The organism is Escherichia sp. E4930, from assembly GCF_005845405.1.
GTDB lineage: Bacteria > Pseudomonadota > Gammaproteobacteria > Enterobacterales > Enterobacteriaceae > Escherichia.
The window spans coordinates 1-21,931 of the sequence record NZ_VCDZ01000002.1 but is presented as its reverse complement, the minus strand read 5'-3'; the positions used below and the strand labels follow the sequence as shown (position 1 = coordinate 21,931).

Sequence of the window (21,931 nt, the reverse complement as noted above, 5' to 3'; positions counted from 1 at the left end):
TTCTCAAATACGGAAATTATCCGCAGTTTACCTGAATTAGGGCTGATTTGCTGTATAGCGCACGAACGCCGGACGTTCCGAGGCCACCGCGTCCGCCCAGCGCGTTGGTTCCGGCAGGCGATAGCCTTTCATGCAGCGTTGTACCCACGCCAGCGCGCTATCCACACTGACCCGATGGCCGGTAGAAATAAACAGAGGGTTACAGCGCGCTTTGCTGCGCCAGACCCAGGCCAGCTGCTCGCCTTTATCCATCAGAGGGGCCAGCGCGCCCGGTTCGCTGGAGAGCGCTTCGAATTTACCGCAGAGCCGTTTTTTCGCTACGCCAATGGTCGGCACATCCACCAATAAGCCAAAATGGCTGGCGACGCCAAGACGGCGCGGATGCGAGATCCCGTGACCATCGACAAACACTAAATCCGGCTTTTGCGACAGCATCTCCCACGCTGCCAGCAGCGCAGGATATTCGCGAAAGGAAAGAAAACCTGGAATGTAAGGCATGGTAGTAGCGATGCGGGCCACTTTATACTCCACCAGCTCAAGCGAGGGGTATTTCAGCAGCACCATCGCCGCTCGCGTCACTTCTCCGCCCTGCTCAAACCCGACATCGGCTCCAGCGATCAGATCCGGCGGATCTTTATCGAGTCGATCCTCGCGGATCACAGAAGAAGCTAGTTCAAGTTGTTGAGCGCGTAATGACGCGAGATCCATAACCACTCCTTACTGATGATAAGGCGCAGACAGGCGATGCACTGCCTCCACAAATACGCCAGCATGTTCTGGCGGCACATCCTGATGGATACCGTGGCCGAGGTTAAAGACGTGGCCTTCACCGTGACCGAAACCGGCAAGGATTGTCGCCACTTCTTCTTCAATACGGGCAGGCGGCGCGTACAACATTGACGGGTCCATATTGCCCTGCAGCGCGACTTTATCACCCACGCGGCGGCGTGCATCGGCGATGTCCGTTGTCCAGTCGAGGCCCAGCGCATCGCAACCGGTTTCTGCCATGGCTTCCAGCCACTGTCCGCCACCTTTGGTAAACAGCGTGACCGGTACGCGGCGACCGTCGTTTTCACGCAGTAAACCATCAACAATTTTATGCATGTAATAGAGCGAGAACTGTTGATAATCGCGCCCGGTTAGCACGCCGCCCCAGGTGTCGAAAATCATCACTGCCTGAGCACCGGCTTTAATCTGCGCATTCAGGTACAGAGTGACGCTTTTCGCCAGTTTATCGAGCAGAGCGTGCAGCGCCTGCGGATCGGCATACATCATTTTTTTAATCACGGTGAACGCTTTGCTGCTGCCGCCTTCCACCATATAGGTCGCCAGCGTCCACGGACTGCCGGAAAAACCAATCAGCGGCACTTCGCCTTTCAGTTCGCGACGAATGGTACGCACCGCGTTCATCACGTAACCCAGCTCATCTTCCGGGTCCGGAATTGGCAGTTTATCGACGTCGGATTTGCAGGTGACTGGCGAGGTAAAACGCGGACCTTCTCCGGCTTCAAAATAGAGCCCTAACCCCATCGCGTCCGGCACGGTGAGGATATCGGAAAAGAGGATCGCCGCATCCAGCGGGTAGCGACGCAGCGGTTGCAAAGTCACTTCGCACGCCAGCTCGGCGTTTTTGCACAGCGACATAAAATCGCCCGCCTGGGCGCGCGTGGCTTTATATTCCGGTAGATAGCGGCCCGCCTGGCGCATCATCCATACTGGAGTGACATCAACGGGCTGGCGCAGCAGCGCCCGCAGATAACGATCGTTTTTAAGTTCGGTCATTTTGGCTGTTCCTTAGTGCGTCAGGCGGTCAGTGTATCATCACTCATACTCTGCCCGACACATCGCCACCGTATCTTCTATCAGACGGCGCGCTACGGTGCCGGGCGGTGGAAGTAACGGCAAATCGTCATAGCGATACCAGTTCGCCTCGAGCAATTCTTTCGGGTCGATCACGATGTCGCCGCTGTCATATTCCGCCATAAACGCGGTCATTAAAGACTGAGGAAACGGCCACGGCTGGGAAGTCACGTAACGCAAGTTTTTGACTTTGATGCCACTCTCTTCCATCACTTCCCGCGCGACTGCCTGTTCGAGGGTTTCGCCCACTTCGACGAATCCGGCGAGTACCGTATGGACACCGTTACGATGCCGGGTATGCTGAGCAAGTAGGATTGAATCATCGCGACGGATGGCAACGATAATGCAGGGAGCGATTTGTGGGTAGTAACGCTCACGGCAGTGGCTGCATAGCATCGCCCATTCGGTTTTGCTCGGATACATGTCATGCCCACAGTAACCGCAGTATTTATGCGAGCGATAAAACTCCGCCAGTTGCACACCACGTCCGGCTAATTGAAACAGCCCGACATCCAGATCAATGACCTGGCGCACCGAGCCCATATCGTGACGACGCTGCTGTTGCACTAGCCAAACAGGTTCTCCCTGCCATTCGCCGATTTGTAGTGCGCGCTGACCCACAAGATCGAAATTTGCCGCTTCGCCGTATGGTAATTCTCCCTTCGGCAACCATAATTTTTGTTCATGACTGACTACCCACCAGCCGTGATCTAATTTTTCAATTATACGATCCATAGCTCTTGCACTACCTTTGCATCACTGGCATGTTTAACATGGTTTTTACATTTCTCACTGAGCAGTTTTTGAATACAAACTTGCGGAGTCAATCATGCTTAACCAGCTCGATAACCTGACGGAGCACGTCAGAGGAAGTAACAAACTGGTTGATCGCTGGCTACATGTACGTAAGCATCTGCTCGTGGCTTACTACAATCTGGTTGGCATTAAGCCTGGCAAAGAATCGTACATGAGGCTGAATGAAAAAGCCCTTGATGATTTTTGCCAGAGTCTGGTCGACTACCTGTCTGCCGGACATTTCAGTATTTATGAACGCATTCTTCATAAACTGGAAGGCAACGGGCAACTCGCTCATGCCGCGAAGATTTGGCCGCAACTCGAAGCCAACACGCAACAGATTATGGATTACTACGATTCCAGCCTGGAAACCGCCATCGATCATGATAATTACCTTGAGTTTCAACAGGTTTTATCTGACATCGGCGAGGCGCTGGAAGCACGCTTTGTGCTGGAAGATAAGCTGATTCTGCTTGTGCTTGACGCCGCCCGCGTCAAACATCCTGCTTGAGTTCTGCGCTGTTAACGCGTAATTTACATTCAACGCCCCGTTTGCGGGGCTAATTTCTTGTCGGAGTGCCTTAACTGGCTGAGACCGTTCATTCGGGATCCGCGGAACCTGATCAGGCTAATACCTGCGAAGGGAACAAGAGTTAATCTGCTATCGCATCGCCTTTGCGGCGATCGTCTCTTGCTTCATCCGTCGTCTGACAAGCCACGTCCTTAACTTTTTGGAATGAGCTATGTCTGCAACAAAACTGACCCGCCGCGAACAACGCGCCCGGGCCCAACATTTTATCGACACCCTGGAAGGCACCGCCTTTCCGAACTCAAAACGCATTTATATCACTGGCACACACCCCGGCGTGCGCGTACCGATGCGTGAGATCCAGCTTAGCCTGACACTAATTGGCGGCAGCAAAGAACAGCCGCAGTACGAAGAAAACGAAGCGATTCCGGTCTACGACACCTCCGGCCCGTATGGCGATCCGCAGATTGCCATTAACGTGCAACAAGGGCTGGCAAAACTACGCCAGCCGTGGATCGATGCGCGCGGCGATACCGAAGAACTTACCGTGCGCAGTTCCGATTACACTAAAGCGCGGCTGGCAGATGATGGCCTCGACGAGCTGCGTTTTAGCGGCGTATTAACGCCAAAACGCGCCAAAGCAGGGCGCCGCGTCACACAACTGCACTACGCCCGCCAGGGCATCATCACACCGGAGATGGAATTCATCGCCATCCGCGAGAATATGGGCCGCGAGCGCATCCGTAGCGAAGTTTTACGCCACCAGCATCCGGGAATGAGCTTTGGCGCACGTCTGCCGGAAAATATCACTGCGGAATTTGTCCGTGATGAAGTTGCTGCCGGACGTGCGATTATCCCGGCCAACATTAATCATCCGGAATCGGAGCCGATGATTATTGGTCGCAACTTCCTGGTAAAAGTTAACGCCAATATCGGCAACTCGGCGGTCACCTCTTCCATCGAAGAAGAAGTGGAAAAGCTGGTATGGTCCACGCGCTGGGGAGCGGATACGGTGATGGATCTCTCCACCGGTCGCTATATTCACGAAACCCGCGAGTGGATTTTGCGTAACAGCCCGGTGCCGATCGGTACTGTGCCGATCTACCAGGCGCTGGAGAAGGTTAACGGGATCGCCGAAGATCTTACCTGGGAAGCGTTCCGCGACACGTTGCTGGAACAGGCCGAGCAAGGTGTGGATTACTTCACTATCCATGCGGGCGTGCTGCTGCGCTACGTGCCGATGACCGCGAAACGCCTGACCGGTATCGTCTCTCGCGGCGGTTCGATTATGGCGAAATGGTGCCTCTCCCATCATCAGGAAAATTTCCTCTATCAACACTTCCGCGAAATTTGTGAAATCTGTGCCGCTTATGACGTTTCGCTGTCGCTGGGCGACGGCCTGCGCCCCGGTTCTATTCAGGACGCCAACGATGAAGCGCAGTTTGCCGAACTGCATACGCTGGGCGAACTGACCAAAATCGCCTGGGAATATGACGTACAGGTGATGATTGAAGGCCCAGGCCACGTGCCGATGCAGATGATTCGCCGCAATATGACCGAGGAGTTAGAGCACTGCCACGAAGCGCCGTTTTACACTCTGGGGCCGCTAACTACCGATATTGCGCCGGGCTATGACCACTTCACGTCGGGGATTGGTGCGGCGATGATTGGCTGGTTTGGCTGCGCGATGCTCTGTTACGTAACGCCAAAAGAGCATCTGGGTCTGCCTAATAAAGAAGATGTTAAGCAGGGGCTTATCACCTATAAGATTGCCGCCCACGCCGCCGACCTGGCGAAAGGGCATCCGGGCGCGCAAATTCGCGATAACGCCATGTCGAAAGCCCGCTTCGAATTTCGCTGGGAAGACCAGTTTAATCTGGCCCTCGACCCGTTTACCGCCCGCGCTTATCACGATGAAACCCTGCCGCAAGAGTCCGGCAAAGTCGCCCATTTTTGCTCCATGTGTGGGCCGAAATTCTGCTCGATGAAAATCAGCCAGGAAGTACGTGATTACGCCGCCGCGCAAACCATTGAAGTGGGAATGGCGGATATGTCGGAGAACTTCCGCGCCAGAGGCGGAGAAATCTACCTGCGTAAGGAGGAAGCGTGATGTATCAGCCTGATTTTCCTCCTGTACCTTTTCGTTTAGGACTGTACCCGGTGGTGGACAGCGTACAGTGGATCGAACGTCTGTTGGGTGCAGGCGTACGTACTCTCCAGCTACGCATCAAAGATCAACGCGATGAAGAAGTGGAAGCCGATGTCGTGGCGGCAATTGCGCTGGGCCGCCGCTATAACGCGCGATTGTTTATCAACGATTACTGGCGGCTGGCGATCAAGCATCAGGCGTATGGCGTCCATTTGGGGCAGGAAGATTTGCAAGCCACCGATCTCCACGCCATCCGCGCGGCAGGCCTGCGGCTGGGCGTTTCGACCCATGACGATATGGAGATCGACGTCGCGCTGGCAGCACGCCCTTCTTATATCGCGCTGGGACATGTGTTCCCGACGCAAACCAAACAGATGCCTTCTGCACCGCAGGGACTGGAACAACTGGCACGGCACATTGAGCGACTGGCGGATTATCCCACCGTGGCGATTGGCGGTATCAGTCTGCCACGCGCGCCTGCGGTGATAGCAACGGGTGTCGGCAGTATCGCCGTCGTTAGCGCCATTACTCAAGCCGCAGACTGGCGTTTGGCAACGGCACAGTTGCTGGAAATTGCAGGAGTTGGCGATGAATGACCGTGATTTTATGCGTTATAGCCGCCAAATCCTGCTCGACGATATCGCTCTTGACGGGCAGCAAAAACTGCTCGACAGCCAGGTGCTGATTATTGGTCTGGGCGGGCTGGGTACACCTGCTGCGCTGTACCTGGCGGGCGCTGGCGTCGGGACGCTGATACTGGCAGATGACGACCATGTGCATTTAAGCAACCTTCAACGACAAATCCTCTTTACCACTGAAGATATCGATCGCCCGAAATCACATGTCAGCCAACAGCGACTGACTCAGTTGAATCCCGATATTCAGCTGACGGCATTGCAACAGCGGTTAACGGGTGAGGCGTTAAAAGATGCGGTTGCACAAGCCGATGTGGTGCTCGACTGTACCGACAATATGGCGACTCGCCAGGAGATTAATGCCGCCTGCGTAGCACTCAACACGCCGCTTATCACCGCCAGCGCGGTCGGATTTGGCGGTCAGTTGATGGTACTGACGCCGCCCTGGGAGCAGGGGTGTTACCGCTGCCTGTGGCCAGATAACCAGGAGCCAGAACGCAACTGCCGCACGGCGGGCGTGGTTGGCCCGGTGGTCGGGGTTATGGGCACTTTGCAGGCACTGGAAGCAATTAAGTTATTAAGCGGTATAGAGACGCCGGCGGGAGAACTCCGACTATTCGACGGTAAGTCGAGCCAGTGGCGCAGCCTGGCGTTGCGCCGCGCTACAGGTTGCCCGGTATGCGGAGGACGCAATGCAGATCCTGTTTAACGATCAACCGATGCAGTGCGCCGCCGGGCAAACTGTTCACGAACTACTGGAGCAACTCGACCAACGACAAGCGGGCGCGGCTCTGGCGATTAATCAGCAAATCGTCCCGCGTGAGCAGTGGACGCAACATATCGTGCAGGATGGCGACCAGATCCTGCTTTTTCAGGTTATTGCAGGGGGTTGAGATGTTACGTATTGCGGACAAAACGTTTGATTCACATCTTTTTACCGGCACAGGGAAATTCGCCTCTTCACAACTGATGGTGGAGGCGATCCGCGCTTCCGGCAGCCAACTGGTGACGCTGGCGATGAAACGTGTCGACTTGCGCCAGCACAACGACGCTATCCTCGAACCGCTTATCGCGGCGGGTGTGACCCTGCTGCCGAATACATCCGGGGCGAAAACCGCGGAAGAAGCCATTTTCGCCGCCCATCTGGCTCGTGAAGCGTTAGGCACAAACTGGCTAAAATTGGAGATTCACCCTGACGCCCGCTGGCTGTTGCCCGAACCCATCGAAACATTAAAAGCCGCCGAAACACTGGTACAACAGGGATTTGTCGTGCTGCCTTACTGCGGGGCCGATCCGGTATTGTGTAAACGTCTGGAAGAAGTCGGCTGTGCAGCGGTGATGCCGCTCGGCGCGCCGATTGGCTCGAATCAGGGACTGGAAACCCGTGCCATGCTGGAGATTATTATCCAGCAAGCCACTGTTCCGGTGGTCGTTGATGCTGGCATCGGCGTTCCCAGCCATGCCGCACAGGCGCTGGAAATGGGGGCCGACGCGGTGTTAGTGAATACGGCGATTGCCGTCGCGGACGATCCCGTCAACATGGCGAAGGCATTTCGTCTGGCAGTAGAAGCAGGCCTGCTGGCTCGTCAGTCCGGACCGGGCAGCCGCAGTCATTTTGCCCATGCCACCAGCCCGCTGACTGGATTTCTGGAGGCATCGGCATGAAAACCTTCAGCGATCGCTGGCGACAACTGGACTGGGACGACATCCGCCTGCGTATCAACGGCAAAACGGCTGCTGACGTAGAGCGAGCGCTAAATGCCTCGCAACTCACCCGCGACGATATGATGGCGCTGTTATCGCCAGCTGCCAGTGGCTATCTGGAACCACTGGCCCAACGGGCGCAGCGCCTGACCCGTCAGCGATTTGGCAACACAGTTAGTTTCTACGTCCCGCTTTATCTTTCCAATCTTTGCGCTAACGACTGCACGTACTGCGGATTTTCCATGAGCAATCGCATCAAGCGCAAAACGCTGGATGAAGCAGATATTGCCAGGGAAAGTGCCGCTATACGGGAGATGGGCTTTGAACATCTGCTATTAGTCACTGGTGAACATCAGGCGAAAGTGGGGATGGATTACTTTCGTCGTCATCTCCCTGCCCTGCGTGAACAGTTCTCTTCACTACAGATGGAAGTGCAACCGCTGGCGGAGGCGGAATATGCCGAACTAAAACAGCTTGGTCTCGATGGCGTGATGGTTTATCAGGAGACGTATCACGAGGCGACATATGCCCGCCATCATCTGAAAGGCAAAAAACAGGACTTCTTCTGGCGGCTGGAAACGCCGGATCGGCTGGGGTGTGCGGGAATTGATAAGATAGGCCTCGGCGCTCTGATCGGTCTTTCCGACAGCTGGCGCGTTGACTGCTATATGGTTGCCGAACATTTGCTATGGTTGCAACAGCATTACTGGCAAAGCCGTTACTCTGTCTCCTTCCCGCGCCTGCGCCCGTGTACTGGCGGCATTGAGCCTGCGTCGATTATGGATGAACGCCAGTTAGTGCAAACCATCTGTGCCTTCCGGCTGCTTGCACCGGAGATTGAACTGTCACTCTCCACGCGGGAATCACCGTGGTTTCGCGATCGCGTGATTCCGCTGGCAATTAATAACGTCAGCGCTTTTTCGAAAACGCAGCCAGGTGGCTATGCCGACAATCACCCCGAGCTGGAACAGTTCTCACCACACGACGATCGCAGACCGGAAGCGGTTGCTGCCGCGTTAACTGCTCAGGGTTTGCAGCCGGTATGGAAAGACTGGGACAGCTATCTGGGACGCGCCTCGCAAAGGCCATGAGACAGAATGTAACAACGTAAATTTATTCCGAGCCGCTACGGAAGATGAAAAACGCAAGGTTGTTGAAAGCGTTGTGTTTTTTTATGGTAGTGCCGTCAGCAGGAATGTTGTCCAGGGCGAAAAGCTTCTTCCTCGTTTCGCCCTGCCTTTCTTAATATTTCCCGTGAAGACTTTGCCCTCTGAACTACACCCATAAAAAAACCCGCCGAAGCGGGTTTTTACGTTATTTGCGGATTAACGATTACTCGTTATCAGAACCGCCCAGACCTGCGTTCAGCAGTTCTGCCAGGCTGGCAGATGCGTCTTCTGCAGTCACCTGCGGTGCAGCCGGAGCTTCACCCGCAGCACGGCGACGCATACGATCCTGGTGGTACGCGTAACCGGTACCTGCCGGGATCAGACGACCCACGATAACGTTCTCTTTCAGGCCGCGCAGTTCGTCGCGTTTGCCCGCAACGGCTGCTTCGGTCAGCACGCGAGTGGTCTCCTGGAACGATGCCGCGGAGATGAAGGACTCGGTTGCCAGAGACGCTTTGGTGATACCCAGCAGATCGCGGGAGTAAGTTGCACCCACTTTGCCGTTCGCTTCCAGTTCGCGGTTTGCGATCTTGACGCGAGAGTATTCAACCTGTTCGCCTTCCAGGAAGTCGGAGCTGCCCGCGTTAACGATGGTAGCTTTACGCAGCATCTGACGAACGATAACTTCGATGTGTTTATCGTTAATCTTAACGCCCTGCAGACGGTATACGTCCTGTACTTCGTTAACGATGTAACGAGTCACAGCATGAACACCACGCAGACGCAGAATGTCGTGCGGCGCTTCCGGACCGTCGGAAATTACGTCACCACGTTCTACACGTTCACCTTCGAACACGTTGAGCTGACGCCATTTCGGAATCATCTCTTCGTACGGATCGCTACCGTCTACCGGGGTGATAACCAGACGACGTTTACCTTTGGTTTCTTTACCGAAGGAAACGATACCGCTGATTTCAGCCAGGATTGCCGGTTCTTTCGGACGACGTGCTTCGAACAGGTCCGCAACGCGTGGCAGACCACCGGTGATGTCCTTGGTACCGCCGGATTCCTGCGGAATACGCGCCAGGGTGTCACCAGAGCTGATCTGTACGCCATCTTCCAGCTGAACAATCGCTTTACCCGGCAGGAAGTACTGCGCTGGCATATCGGTACCCGGGATCAGAACGTCGTTACCCTGAGCATCAACGATTTTCAGTGCCGGACGCAGATCTTTACCACCTGCGGTACGTTCTGCGGAATCCAGAACCACCAGCGAAGACAGACCGGTCAATTCGTCGGTCTGACGAGTAATGGTCTGGCCGTCGATCATGTCAGTAAAGCGTACAAAACCGCTTACTTCGGTGATAACCGGCATGGTGTGCGGGTCCCAGTTTGCAACGGTTTCGCCGCCAGCAACCTGTTCGCCATCGCCTTTCGCCAGTACCGCACCGTAAGGTACTTTGTAGCTTTCTTTGGTACGACCGAATTCGTCGATCAGTTTCAGTTCGGTGTTACGGGAAGTGATAACCAGTTTACCGCTGGAGTTCACAACCGACTTCACGTTGCTGAGCTTGATGCTACCTTTGTTTTTCACCTGGATGCTGGATTCAGCAGCCGCACGAGATGCCGCACCACCGATGTGGAACGTACGCATGGTCAGCTGTGTACCCGGTTCACCGATGGACTGTGCCGCGATAACACCGATTGCTTCACCTTTGTTGATGATGTGGCCACGCGCCAGGTCACGACCGTAGCAGTGCGCACATACACCAAAGTCGGTGTCACAAGATACAACAGAACGTACTTTAACCGCGTCGACAGAGTTCTCTTCCAGCAGGTCACACCACTGTTCGTGCAGCAGCGTGTTGCGCGGAACGAGGATATCAGCAGTACCCGGCTTCAGAACATCTTCAGCAGTTACACGACCCAATACGCGATCGCGCAGCGGCTCTTTAACGTCACCACCCTCGATAACCGGAGTCATCATGATACCTTCATGGGTACCACAATCGTCTTCGGTAACCACCAGGTCCTGCGCCACGTCAACCAGACGACGAGTCAGGTAACCGGAGTTCGCAGTTTTCAGTGCGGTATCCGCCAGACCTTTACGAGCACCGTGGGTGGAGATGAAGTACTGGAGTACGTTCAGACCTTCACGGAAGTTCGCGGTGATTGGCGTTTCGATGATGGAGCCATCCGGCTTCGCCATCAGACCACGCATACCAGCAAGCTGACGAATCTGTGCCGCAGAACCACGCGCACCGGAGTCGGCCATCATGTAGATGCTGTTGAAGGAAACCTGCTTCTCTTCCTGACCGTCACGGTTAATAACGGTTTCAGTTTGCAGGTTATCCATCATCGCTTTGGATACACGATCGTTCGCCGCAGCCCAGATATCGATAACTTTGTTGTAGCGTTCGCCCGCAGTTACCAGACCAGACTGGAACTGCTCCTGAATTTCAGCAACTTCTGCTTCTGCCTCGGAGATGATTTCGTGTTTCTTCTCCGGGATGACCATGTCATCGATACCAACAGATGCACCAGAACGCGCTGCATATGCAAAGCCGGTGTACATGATCTGGTCCGCAAAAATAACGGTCGGTTTCAGACCGAGAATGCGGTAGCAGGTGTTCAGCATTTTGGAGATTGCTTTTTTACCCAGCGCCTGGTTGACGATGGAGTAAGGCAGACCTTTCGGTACAATCATCCACAGAATGGCACGGCCAACAGTCGTGTCTTTCAGGCTGGTTTTCGCTACTAATTCACCGTTAGCATCTTTTTCATACTCGGTGATACGCACTTTAACCCGCGCATGCAGAGAAGCCAGACCAGAGCGATACAGACGTTCTGCTTCTTTCGGGCCAGTCAGCACCATGCCTTCGCCTTTGGCGTTAACACAGTCACGGGTCATGTAGTACAGACCCAGTACAACGTCCTGAGACGGAACGATGATTGGTTCGCCGTTCGCCGGGGACAGGATGTTGTTGGTAGACATCATCAGCGCACGCGCTTCCAGCTGGGCTTCCAGCGTCAGCGGTACGTGAACAGCCATCTGGTCACCATCGAAGTCGGCGTTATATGCCGCACAAACCAGCGGGTGCAGCTGGATAGCTTTACCTTCGATCAGTACCGGTTCAAATGCCTGGATACCCAGACGGTGCAGAGTCGGTGCACGGTTCAGCAGTACCGGGTGTTCGCGGATAACTTCGTCCAGGATATCCCAGACGACAGCTTCTTCGCGCTCAACCATTTTCTTCGCAGCTTTAATGGTGGTAGCAAGACCACGCAGTTCCAGCTTGCCGTAGATGAACGGTTTGAACAGCTCCAGCGCCATTTTCTTCGGCAGACCGCACTGATGCAGACGCAGGTATGGACCTACGGTGATTACAGAACGACCGGAGTAGTCAACACGCTTACCGAGCAGGTTCTGACGGAAACGACCCTGTTTACCTTTGATCATGTCGGCCAAAGATTTCAGAGGACGCTTGTTAGAACCGGTGATCGCACGACCACGACGACCGTTATCCAGCAGGGCGTCTACCGCTTCCTGCAGCATACGTTTTTCGTTACGTACGATGATGTCCGGCGCAGCCAGATCCAGCAGACGTTTGAGACGGTTGTTACGGTTAATGACGCGACGATACAGATCGTTCAGGTCAGAAGTCGCGAAACGACCACCATCCAGCGGAACCAGCGGACGCAGATCTGGCGGCAGTACCGGCAGAACGGTCAGGATCATCCACTCTGGTTTGTTACCAGACTGAACGAACGCTTCCAGCAGTTTGATACGCTTGGTCAGCTTTTTACGCTTGGTTTCGGAGTTGGTTTCGTTCAGCTCTTCACGCAGCTGTTCGCACTCTTGCTCCAGATCCATGCTCTTCAGCAGGGCCTGGATTGCTTCCGCACCCATTTTCGCGTCGAATTCGTCACCGAACTCTTCCAGCGCGTCCAGATACTGCTCTTCAGTCAGGATCTGCTGACGTTCCAGGTTGGTCATACCGCCTTCGATAACCACATAGGATTCGAAGTACAGTACGCGTTCGATATCGCGCAGCGGCATATCGAGCAGCAGGCCGATACGGGACGGCAGCGATTTCAGGAACCAGATGTGCGCAGTCGGGGAAGCCAGTTCGATGTGGCCCATACGCTCACGGCGTACTTTAGTCTGGGTCACTTCAACGCCGCACTTCTCACAGATGACGCCACGGTGTTTCAGGCGCTTGTACTTACCGCACAGGCACTCGTAATCTTTTACCGGCCCAAAGATACGGGCGCAGAAAAGGCCGTCACGTTCTGGTTTGAACGTACGGTAGTTGATGGTTTCCGGCTTTTTAACTTCACCGAAAGACCATGAACGGATCATGTCTGGCGAAGCCAGAGCAATTTTGATCGCATCAAACTCTTCGGTTTTAGTCTGCGCTTTCAGAAACTTTAATAAATCTTTCACGGATTTGCTCCCGTCGGAGTTAGCACAATCCGCTGCCGGGTTTTACCCCGACAGCAGTGACCTGTTTGAGCGAGAATTACTCGTCTTCCAGTTCGATGTTGATACCCAGCGAACGAATCTCTTTCAACAATACGTTGAAGGATTCTGGCATGCCCGGTTCCATCTGATGGTTGCCGTCCACGATGTTTTTATACATCTTAGTACGACCGTTCACGTCATCAGACTTAACGGTGAGCATTTCCTGCAGGGTGTATGCTGCGCCGTATGCTTCCAGCGCCCACACTTCCATCTCCCCGAAACGCTGACCACCGAACTGTGCCTTACCACCCAGCGGCTGCTGAGTAACCAGGCTGTAAGAACCGGTGGAACGCGCGTGCATCTTGTCGTCGACCAGGTGGTTCAGTTTCAGCATGTACATGTAACCAACGGTTACCGGACGTTCGAACTGTTCACCAGTGCGGCCGTCGTACAGGCGGATCTGACCAGAAGTCGGCAGGTCGCCAAGTTTCAGCAGCTCTTTAATTTCTGCTTCTTTCGCACCGTCAAACACCGGCGTTGCGATTGGCATACCTTTGCGCAGGTTTTCAGCCAGACGCATAACTTCTTCATCGCTGAAGGTACTCAGGTCAACTTTCTGACGAACGTCAGCGCCCAGATCGTACGCACGCTGGATGAATTCGCGCAGTTTCGCGACTTCTTGCTGCTGTTTCAGCATGGCGTTGATCTTGTCGCCGATACCTTTCGCAGCCATACCCAGGTGGGTTTCGAGGATCTGACCGATGTTCATACGAGACGGTACGCCCAGCGGGTTCAGTACGATGTCTACCGGCGTGCCGTTTTCATCGTAAGGCATATCTTCGATCGGGTTGATCTTAGAAATTACACCCTTGTTACCGTGACGACCTGCCATCTTGTCACCAGGCTGGATACGGCGTTTAACCGCCAGATATACCTTAACAATCTTCAGCACGCCCGGTGCCAGATCGTCGCCCTGGGTGATTTTGCGGCGTTTCGCTTCGAGTTTCTTCTCGAACTCGTGTTTCAGTTCGTCATACTGCTCAGCCAGCTGTTCCAGCTGATTTTGTTTCTCTTCGTCGGTCAGGCCCAGCTCCAGCCAGCGATCGCGCGGCAGTTTGTCGAGCTTCTCAGCTTCAACACCACCGGCTACCAGCACAGCACGGATACGGCTGAACAGACCCGCTTCGAGGATCTGCAGTTCTTCAGACAGGTCTTTCTTCGCCTGTTTGAGCTGCATTTCTTCGATTTCCAGCGCACGTTTGTCTTTTTCTACGCCATCGCGAGTAAAGACCTGAACGTCGATAACCGTACCGGATACACCGTTTGGTACGCGCAGAGAAGAGTCTTTAACGTCAGACGCTTTCTCACCGAAGATCGCACGCAGCAGTTTTTCTTCTGGGGTCAGCTGAGTTTCACCTTTCGGCGTTACCTTACCAACCAGAATGTCGCCACCGGTCACTTCCGCACCAATGTAAACGATACCGGATTCATCCAGTTTGGAGAGCGCAGCTTCACCCACATTCGGGATGTCAGCGGTGATCTCTTCCGGCCCCAGCTTGGTGTCACGGGACACACACGCCAGTTCCTGAATGTGGATGGTGGTGAAACGGTCTTCCTGAACAACACGCTCGGATACGAGGATGGAGTCTTCGAAGTTGTAACCATTCCACGGCATGAACGCTACGCGCATGTTCTGACCAAGCGCCAGTTCACCGAGGTCGGTAGACGGACCATCTGCCAGCACGTCGCCACGTTCTACCGGTTCACCCAGAGACACACACGGCATCTGGTTGATACAGGTGTTCTGGTTAGAACGGGTGTATTTGGTCAGGTTGTAGATGTCGATACCTGCTTCACCCGGATACATCTCGTCTTCGTTAACTTTGATAACGATACGGGAAGCATCCACGTACTGAACGACACCACCACGTTTAGCAACCGCAGTTACACCGGAGTCAACGGCAACAGCACGTTCCATACCCGTACCAACCAGCGGCTTATCAGCGCGCAGAGTCGGAACGGCCTGACGTTGCATGTTCGCACCCATCAATGCACGGTTGGCGTCATCGTGTTCCAGGAACGGGATCAGGGACGCACCGACGGATACCACCTGCTGGGTGGATACGTCCATGTAGTCAACCTGGTCGCGGCTGAACAAGCTGGATTCGCCTTTGCTACGGCAAGTTACCAGGTCTTCTACGAAGTGGCCTTCTTCATCCAGGTTGGAGTTCGCCTGGGCGATAACGTAGTTGCCTTCTTCGATAGCAGACAGGTAGTGAATTTCGTCAGTTACAACACCGTCGGTCACTTTACGATACGGAGTCTCAAGGAAGCCGTATTCGTTAGTCTGTGCGTACACGGACAGAGAGTTGATCAGACCGATGTTCGGGCCTTCAGGGGTTTCGATTGGACATACGCGACCGTAGTGAGTCGGGTGTACGTCTCGAACTTCGAAGCCTGCACGTTCACGGGTCAGACCGCCTGGGCCGAGTGCGGAGATACGACGTTTGTGCGTAATCTCAGACAGCGGGTTGTTCTGGTCCATAAACTGAGACAGCTGGCTGGAACCGAAGAACTCTTTCACTGCTGCGGAAATCGGCTTGGCGTTGATCATATCCTGAGGCATCAGGGTATCCAGATCGCCCAGAGACAGACGCTCTTTCACCGCACGCTCTACACGTACCAGACCAACGCGGAACTGGTTTTCCGCCATTTCGCCAACGGAACGGATACGACGGTTGCCGAGGTGGTCGATATCATCGACTTCGCCTTTACCGTTACGGATATCGATGAGCTTTTTCATAACATCAATGATGTCGTCTTTGCTCAGGATACCGGAACCTTCGATTTCTTCGCGCAGCAGAGAGCGGTTGAACTTCATACGACCAACCGCAGACAGGTCATAGCGGTCTTCGGAGAAGAACAGGTTCTCGAACAGGCTTTCAGCTGCTTCACGAGTCGGCGGCTCGCCAGGGCGCATCATGCGGTAGATTTCTACCAGTGCGCTCAGACGGTCGTTAGTTGGGTCGACACGTAAGGTTTCAGAGATATATGGGCCGTGATCCAGATCGTTGGTGAACAGCGTTTCGATACGCTTGTGACCAGACTGGCTCAGCTTAGCCAGAAGATCCAGGCTCAGCTCCATGTTCGCTGCGCAGATCAGCTCGCCGGTAGACTCATCAATATAGTCTTTAGCAACCACTTTACCTGCGATGTACTCAACCGGGACTTCGATCAGTTTGACGTCGTCTTTTTCCAGCTGGCGAATGTGGCGCGCAGTGATACGGCGGCCTTTTTCTACGTACACTTTACCGTTAGCTTCGATGTCAAAAGATGCGGTTTCACCACGCAGGCGTTCCGGCACCAGTTCCATCTGCAGCTTGTTATCACGGATTTCAAAGATAACTTTTTCAAAGAACAGGTCGAGGATCTGTTCAGTAGTGTAGTTCAGGGCGCGCAGAATGATGGTCGCAGGCAGTTTACGGCGACGGTCGATACGTACGAACAGGTTGTCCTTCGGATCGAATTCGAAGTCCAGCCAGGAACCACGGTAAGGGATGATGCGCGCGTTATACAGCACTTTACCCGAAGAGTGGGTTTTACCTTTGTCGGAGTCAAAGAAGACGCCCGGACTACGGTGCAGCTGGGAAACGATAACACGCTCAGTACCGTTGATAACAAAGGTACCGTTGTCTGTCATGAGCGGAATTTCGCCCATGTAGACTTCTTGTTCTTTAATGTCTTTTACGGTGCCTTCCGGCGCTTCGCGCTCATAGATCACCAGACGCAGTTTAACGCGCAGCGGTGCGGAATAGGTCACGCCACGGATTTGACATTCCTGGACGTCAAACACCGGTTCGCCAAGGCGGTAGCTGACGTATTGCAGCTCGGAATTACCGCTGTAGCTCTGAATCGGGAATACGGAACGGAAAGCAGCTTCCAGACCATACTGCCCTTCAGGATCTTGCTCGATAAATTTCTGAAACGAGTCAAGCTGGATAGAAAGGAGATAAGGTACATCCAAAACTTGTGGACGTTTACCAAAATCCTTACGAATACGTTTTTTCTCGGTATAGGAGTAAACCATAGGGTTCCTCAGCTCGCTGACAAGTCGACCCATCTGTCCATTGAGCGGACAGTTTGTGCAACACTATTTTGTTGACCGGAAAATGGAACACTTTCCGCAATGCCTGTTGCTATCACGCTTAAACCATTTCATTGCGATTTACACAGAACGGGCGTCCTGTCGCAGTATATTAAGTCGTCGATAGAAACAAGCATTGAAAGGCACAGCAGTAGTCAAACAGTGTGAAACGCTACTGGCGCCTTACAGCGCAAAAAGGCTGGTGACCAAAAAGTCACCAGCCATCAGCCTGATTTCTCAGGCTGCAACCGGAAGGGTTGGCTTATTTAACTTCAACTTCAGCGCCAGCTTCTTCCAGGGATTTTTTCAGTGCTTCTGCGTCGTCTTTGCTCACGCCTTCTTTCAGCGCAGCCGGTGCAGATTCTACCAGGTCTTTAGCTTCTTTCAGACCCAGGCCAGTTGCGCCACGTACTGCTTTGATAACAGCAACTTTGTTAGCGCCAGCAGCTTTCAGAATTACGTCGAATTCAGTTTTTTCTTCAGCAGCTTCAACCGGGCCAGCAGCTACAGCTACAGCAGCAGCAGCGGAAACACCGAATTTTTCTTCCATTGCAGAGATCAGTTCTACAACGTCCATTACAGACATAGCTGCAACTGCTTCAATGATTTGATCTTTAGTGATAGACATTTAAATTGTTCCTGAATATCAGAATAAGTTTATACGTAAGCGAATGCGTTAAAAAGATAACTGCGATTAAGCAGCTTCTTTCGCATCGCGTACAGCAGCCAGAGTACGAACCAGTTTGCCAGCCGAAGCTTCTTTCATGGTTGCCATCAGGCGTGCAATTGCTTCTTCGTAGGTCGGCAGAGTTGCCAGGCGGTCGATCTGAGACGCCGGGATCAGCTCACCTTCAAAGGCAGCGGCTTTGACCTCAAATTTTGCATTCGCTTTCGCGAACTCTTTGAACAGACGAGCAGCAGCGCCCGGGTGTTCCATAGAGTATGCAATCAGGGTCGGACCAACAAACGCGTCTTTCAGGCACTCGAACGGAGTACCTTCAACAGCACGGCGCAGCAGGGTGTTACGAACAACACGCATGTATACGCCAGCTTCGCGACCTGCTTTACGCAGTTCAGTCATTTTATCTACAGTTACGCCACGGGAATCCGCAACTACTGCAGACAGCGCGCCTTTGGCTACTTCGCTGACTTCAGCAACAATCGCTTGTTTGTCTTGAAGATTTAAAGCCATTAGCTTTGCTCCTGGATGTTTGCCAGAGAAAATCTCTGGAACTCACTTCACTCCTCCAAATGGAGAGAGCGTCTTAATTACGGTGAGCAGAAACAAGCCAGAATATAAAAGAATAATCTTAGCGTTCTGTCACCGTCTACGCAGGGGATTAAGTTTCTTGCGAAACTCCTGCGGTCTTCGACGGAGGCCTGGATAGGCCAGGCTCCAACGAACAAATCTTTTCTATCCGTCGCTATTCAGCTTGTGGCGGCGTTGGCTTTCTTCGTTCGCACCAGTCACATAGTTAGCTATGCTCCTGGCGACTCACTCAGTTGCCGCCTTGCCACAATCCGAAGCTCTCGGATATACGTCTGCATTAAGCATTATACGTGGGGGTAAGATTGTAGACAAAATCACCGCCCACGTAAAGGCATTAGTTTACAGAAGCGCTCAGGCCAGCCTGGTCAACTGCAACACCTGCACCCATGGTGGTGGAGATGCTAACTTTCTTGATGTACACGCCTTTCGCCTGAGTCGGTTTTGCTTTTTTCAGCGCAACCAGCAGAGCTTCCAGGTTTTCTTTCAGTTTGTCAGCGTCAAAGTCCACTTTACCGATGGTGGTGTGGATGATGCCGTTTTTGTCGTTACGGTAACGAACCTGGCCAGCTTTAGCGTTTTTAACCGCTTCAGCAACGTTCGGCGTTACAGTACCCACTTTCGGGTTTGGCATCAGGCCGCGCGGACCCAGAACCTGGCCCAGCTGGCCTACAACGCGCATTGCATCCGGAGAAGCAATAACAACGTCAAAGTTCATTTCGCCTTTCTTGATCTGGTCAGCCAGATCTTCCATACCTACCAGTTCAGCACCTGCAGCTTTAGCAGCTTCAGCGTTTGCACCCTGGGTAAATACGGCTACGCGAACGGAACGGCCAGTACCGTGCGGCAGTACTGTTGCACCACGTACGTTCTGGTCAGATTTACGAGCGTCGATGCCGAGGTTAACAGCAACGTCCACGCTTTCTACGAATTTAGCAGTCGCCAGCTCTTTCAGCAGAGCGATAGCTTCGTTGATGTCGTACTGTTTGGTTGCATCAACTTTCTCGCGGATAACACGCATGCGCTTGGTCAGTTTAGCCATTTCTTAGTCCTCCACTACCAGGCCCATGGAACGTGCAGTACCTTCGATGGAGCGAGTCATCGCTTCAATGTCGGCACCAGTCATGTCGGCAGCTTTGGTCTGCGCGATTTCCTGCAACTGAGCGCGGGAAATTTTACCCACTTTGTCTTTGTTCGGCTTACCGGAACCAGACTTGATACCAGCCGCTTTTTTCAGCAGAACTGCTGCCGGCGGAGTCTTGGTAACGAAAGTGAAAGAACGGTCAGCGTAAACGGTGATTACTACCGGAATCGGCAGACCTTTTTCGATGGAATCAGTTTTTGCGTTGAACGCTTTGCAGAATTCCATGATGTTTACGCCCTGCTGACCCAGAGCCGGACCTACTGGCGGACTCGGGTTAGCCATACCAGCTGCAACCTGCAGCTTGACATAGGCTTGTACTTTCTTAGCCATTATAAATTCCTCAAGTTGGGTAATAACGCCTCTGAGAGGCTCCCCGTGATATAAAAAATCGTTTTACGGGCAAGGCCCATAAAAACAAAAGGCGCGAAATTGTATTCCAATCTCGCGCCTTGTGCAACGATTAAATCGCCGCTTTTTTGATCGCTGGGTTAGGCTTTTTCAACCTGGCTGAAGTCAAGTTCTACCGGGGTCGCACGACCGAAGATAGAAACAGACACTTTCAGACGAGATTTCTCGTAATCCACTTCTTCAACAACACCGTTGAAGTCAGCGAACGGACCATCATTAACACGGACCATTTCACCCGGTTCAAACAGCGTTTTCGGACGCGGCTTATCACCAACCTGCTGCAGGCGGTTCATAATCGCATCGACTTCTTTATCGCTAATTGGCGCAGGACGATCGGAAGTACCGCCGATGAAGCCCATCACACGCGGTACGCTGCGCACCAGGTGCCAGCTCGCGTCGTTCATCACCATCTGAACGAGGACGTAACCTGGGAAGAATTTGCGTTCGCTTTTGCGACGCTGACCGCCACGGATTTCAACCACTTCTTCGGTTGGTACCATGACTTCACCAAACAAATCTTCCATGTTGTGTAATTTGATATGCTCACGCAGCGATGTTGCTACGCGGCCTTCAAAACCGGAAAACGCCTGAACGACGTACCAGCGCTTTTTAGGAGCTTCAGACATCTCAGAACCTCAGGCCAGTGATAAAGGATACCAGGCGAACCAGAATACCATCCAGTCCCCACAGGATCAGTGACATTACTGCGGTAACCGCAGCCACAATCAGCGTGGTGTGCAATGTTTCCTGGCGAGTCGGCCAAATGACCTTACGGACTTCGGTACGCGCTTCACGGGCAAAAGCAACGGTTGCTTTACCTTTTGTCGTTAACAGCGCGACACCACCCGCTGCAGCAATCAGAATTACTACGGCCAGCGCACGCAGCGGCAGCATAATGTCGCGATAAAGGTAGTTGCCGACAATTGCCACCAGGAGCAATGCCACCACAACGACCCACTTCATCGCTTCCAGGCCGCGCCCGCTTCCTTGAGCTTCGGTATTCGCACTCATAAACCAACCTGTCAGAAGTATTCTACAAACATTTTCACCCCGCGATCGCGAGGCAAACCAAATCGAAACGCGTATTAGCTTTTCGGATTATACGCCCTCAACAGAGCCTGTCTCAGCAATGATTATGACAAAGAAAATCACTGATGAGCCAGGTTCTGGTACGAAAGCGTGCAAAAAGGGCATCAAATGATGCCCTTTTAGTGCGCATTGCGTCAAATGTTATCGGCAATTAGCTCAGAACTTTTGCTACAACGCCCGCGCCAACGGTACGGCCGCCTTCACGGATTGCGAAACGCAGACCGTCGTCCATCGCGATCGGGTGGATCAGGGTAACAACCATTTTGATGTTGTCGCCCGGCATTACCATCTCTACGCCTTCCGGCAGTTCGATGGTACCAGTCACGTCAGTAGTACGGAAGTAGAACTGCGGACGGTAGCCTTTGAAGAACGGAGTATGACGGCCGCCTTCATCTTTGGACAGAATGTACACTTCAGATTCGAACTTGGTGTGCGGCTTGATGGTGCCCGGCTTAGCCAGTACCTGACCACGTTCGATTTCTTCACGTTTGATACCACGCAGCAGAACACCTACGTTCTCACCAGCACGGCCTTCGTCCAGCAGTTTGCGGAACATTTCAACGCCAGTACAGGTAGACTTCTGAGTCTCTTTGATACCAACGATTTCAACTTCTTCACCAACTTTGATGATAC

The 21,931-nt window shown here is 53.4% G+C and carries 19 protein-coding genes and 1 riboswitch; of the genes, 7 read left to right on the top strand and 12 right to left on the bottom strand.

The features are described from left to right. Positions 1–36: 36 nt before the first annotated feature. Genes nfi through nudC form a run of 3 tightly spaced genes read right to left on the bottom strand, consistent with a single transcriptional unit; the run spans position 37 to position 2,595 of the window. The gene (gene nfi / locus FFT88_RS01200; protein WP_130216333.1) at positions 37–708 is read right to left on the bottom strand and encodes a deoxyribonuclease V; all 672 of its coding nucleotides are present in this window, start codon (positions 706–708) and stop codon (positions 37–39) included. Between the two features lie 9 nt (positions 709–717). Then, complete coding sequence (hemE, locus tag FFT88_RS01195) at positions 718–1,782, bottom strand: uroporphyrinogen decarboxylase (protein WP_130222636.1); 1,065 nt, start codon at positions 1,780–1,782, stop codon at positions 718–720. A 39-nt stretch (positions 1,783–1,821) separates the two neighbouring features. After that, complete coding sequence (gene nudC / locus FFT88_RS01190) at positions 1,822–2,595, bottom strand: NAD(+) diphosphatase (protein WP_130210155.1); 774 nt, start codon at positions 2,593–2,595, stop codon at positions 1,822–1,824. Between the two features lie 94 nt (positions 2,596–2,689). Between nudC and FFT88_RS01185 the strand changes: the two genes are divergently transcribed. From FFT88_RS01185 to thiH, 7 genes are all read left to right on the top strand, one after another. Further along, on the top strand, positions 2,690–3,166 hold the full coding sequence (locus tag FFT88_RS01185; protein WP_064530412.1) for an Rsd/AlgQ family anti-sigma factor: 477 nt from the start codon (positions 2,690–2,692) through the stop codon (positions 3,164–3,166). A 51-nt stretch (positions 3,167–3,217) separates the two neighbouring features. Next, a riboswitch (TPP riboswitch) is annotated at positions 3,218–3,318 on the top strand. An 80-nt stretch (positions 3,319–3,398) separates the two neighbouring features. Further along, complete coding sequence (gene thiC / locus FFT88_RS01180; protein ID WP_135405234.1) at positions 3,399–5,294, top strand: phosphomethylpyrimidine synthase ThiC; 1,896 nt, start codon at positions 3,399–3,401, stop codon at positions 5,292–5,294. Further along, the gene (gene thiE, locus FFT88_RS01175) at positions 5,294–5,929 is read left to right on the top strand and encodes a thiamine phosphate synthase (protein ID WP_135405536.1); all 636 of its coding nucleotides are present in this window, start codon (positions 5,294–5,296) and stop codon (positions 5,927–5,929) included. Before thiC ends, thiE begins: the two co-directional genes overlap by 1 nt. Further along, positions 5,922–6,677: a thiazole biosynthesis adenylyltransferase ThiF gene (gene thiF, locus FFT88_RS01170; protein ID WP_135405231.1), complete on the top strand. Its 756-nt coding sequence runs from the start codon at positions 5,922–5,924 to the stop codon at positions 6,675–6,677. Before thiE ends, thiF begins: the two co-directional genes overlap by 8 nt. Beyond that, complete coding sequence (gene thiS / locus FFT88_RS01165; protein ID WP_001166232.1) at positions 6,661–6,861, top strand: sulfur carrier protein ThiS; 201 nt, start codon at positions 6,661–6,663, stop codon at positions 6,859–6,861. Before thiF ends, thiS begins: the two co-directional genes overlap by 17 nt. A 1-nt stretch (position 6,862) precedes the next feature. After that, the gene (gene thiG, locus FFT88_RS01160) at positions 6,863–7,633 is read left to right on the top strand and encodes a thiazole synthase (RefSeq protein WP_135405228.1); all 771 of its coding nucleotides are present in this window, start codon (positions 6,863–6,865) and stop codon (positions 7,631–7,633) included. Continuing rightward, positions 7,630–8,763, top strand: a complete 1,134-nt coding sequence (gene thiH / locus FFT88_RS01155) for a 2-iminoacetate synthase ThiH (RefSeq protein ID WP_135405226.1) — start codon at positions 7,630–7,632, stop codon at positions 8,761–8,763. The genes thiG and thiH overlap by 4 nt, the downstream gene beginning before the upstream one ends. A gap of 241 nt (positions 8,764–9,004) precedes the next feature. Here thiH and rpoC read toward each other — a convergent pair whose 3' ends face one another. The 9 genes from rpoC to FFT88_RS01110 form a co-directional block, all read right to left on the bottom strand. Continuing rightward, positions 9,005–13,228: a DNA-directed RNA polymerase subunit beta' gene (rpoC, locus tag FFT88_RS01150; protein WP_000653944.1), complete on the bottom strand. Its 4,224-nt coding sequence runs from the start codon at positions 13,226–13,228 to the stop codon at positions 9,005–9,007. 76 nt (positions 13,229–13,304) lie between these two features. Next, a complete protein-coding gene (gene rpoB / locus FFT88_RS01145) occupies positions 13,305–17,333 on the bottom strand; it encodes a DNA-directed RNA polymerase subunit beta (RefSeq protein ID WP_000263098.1) in 4,029 nt (1,342 codons plus the stop codon). 319 nt (positions 17,334–17,652) lie between these two features. Continuing rightward, complete coding sequence (rplL, locus tag FFT88_RS01140; protein WP_000028879.1) at positions 17,653–18,018, bottom strand: 50S ribosomal protein L7/L12; 366 nt, start codon at positions 18,016–18,018, stop codon at positions 17,653–17,655. Positions 18,019–18,084: 66 nt separating this feature from the next. Then, on the bottom strand, positions 18,085–18,582 hold the full coding sequence (gene rplJ / locus FFT88_RS01135) for a 50S ribosomal protein L10 (RefSeq protein WP_001207201.1): 498 nt from the start codon (positions 18,580–18,582) through the stop codon (positions 18,085–18,087). Between the two features lie 412 nt (positions 18,583–18,994). Next, on the bottom strand, positions 18,995–19,699 hold the full coding sequence (gene rplA, locus FFT88_RS01130) for a 50S ribosomal protein L1 (protein ID WP_001096684.1): 705 nt from the start codon (positions 19,697–19,699) through the stop codon (positions 18,995–18,997). A 3-nt stretch (positions 19,700–19,702) separates the two neighbouring features. After that, positions 19,703–20,131 carry a 50S ribosomal protein L11 gene (gene rplK, locus FFT88_RS01125; RefSeq protein WP_001085926.1) on the bottom strand — a complete coding sequence of 143 codons (429 nt, stop codon included), beginning with the start codon at positions 20,129–20,131 and terminating at the stop codon, positions 19,703–19,705. A gap of 158 nt (positions 20,132–20,289) precedes the next feature. Then, complete coding sequence (gene nusG / locus FFT88_RS01120) at positions 20,290–20,835, bottom strand: transcription termination/antitermination protein NusG (RefSeq protein WP_001287516.1); 546 nt, start codon at positions 20,833–20,835, stop codon at positions 20,290–20,292. A 1-nt stretch (position 20,836) separates the two neighbouring features. Next, a complete protein-coding gene (secE, locus tag FFT88_RS01115) occupies positions 20,837–21,220 on the bottom strand; it encodes a preprotein translocase subunit SecE (protein WP_001275702.1) in 384 nt (127 codons plus the stop codon). Positions 21,221–21,449: 229 nt separating this feature from the next. Further along, positions 21,450–21,931 (bottom strand): EF-Tu/IF-2/RF-3 family GTPase (locus tag FFT88_RS01110; protein WP_032274332.1); only part of this gene is annotated, 482 nt, incomplete at its 5' end.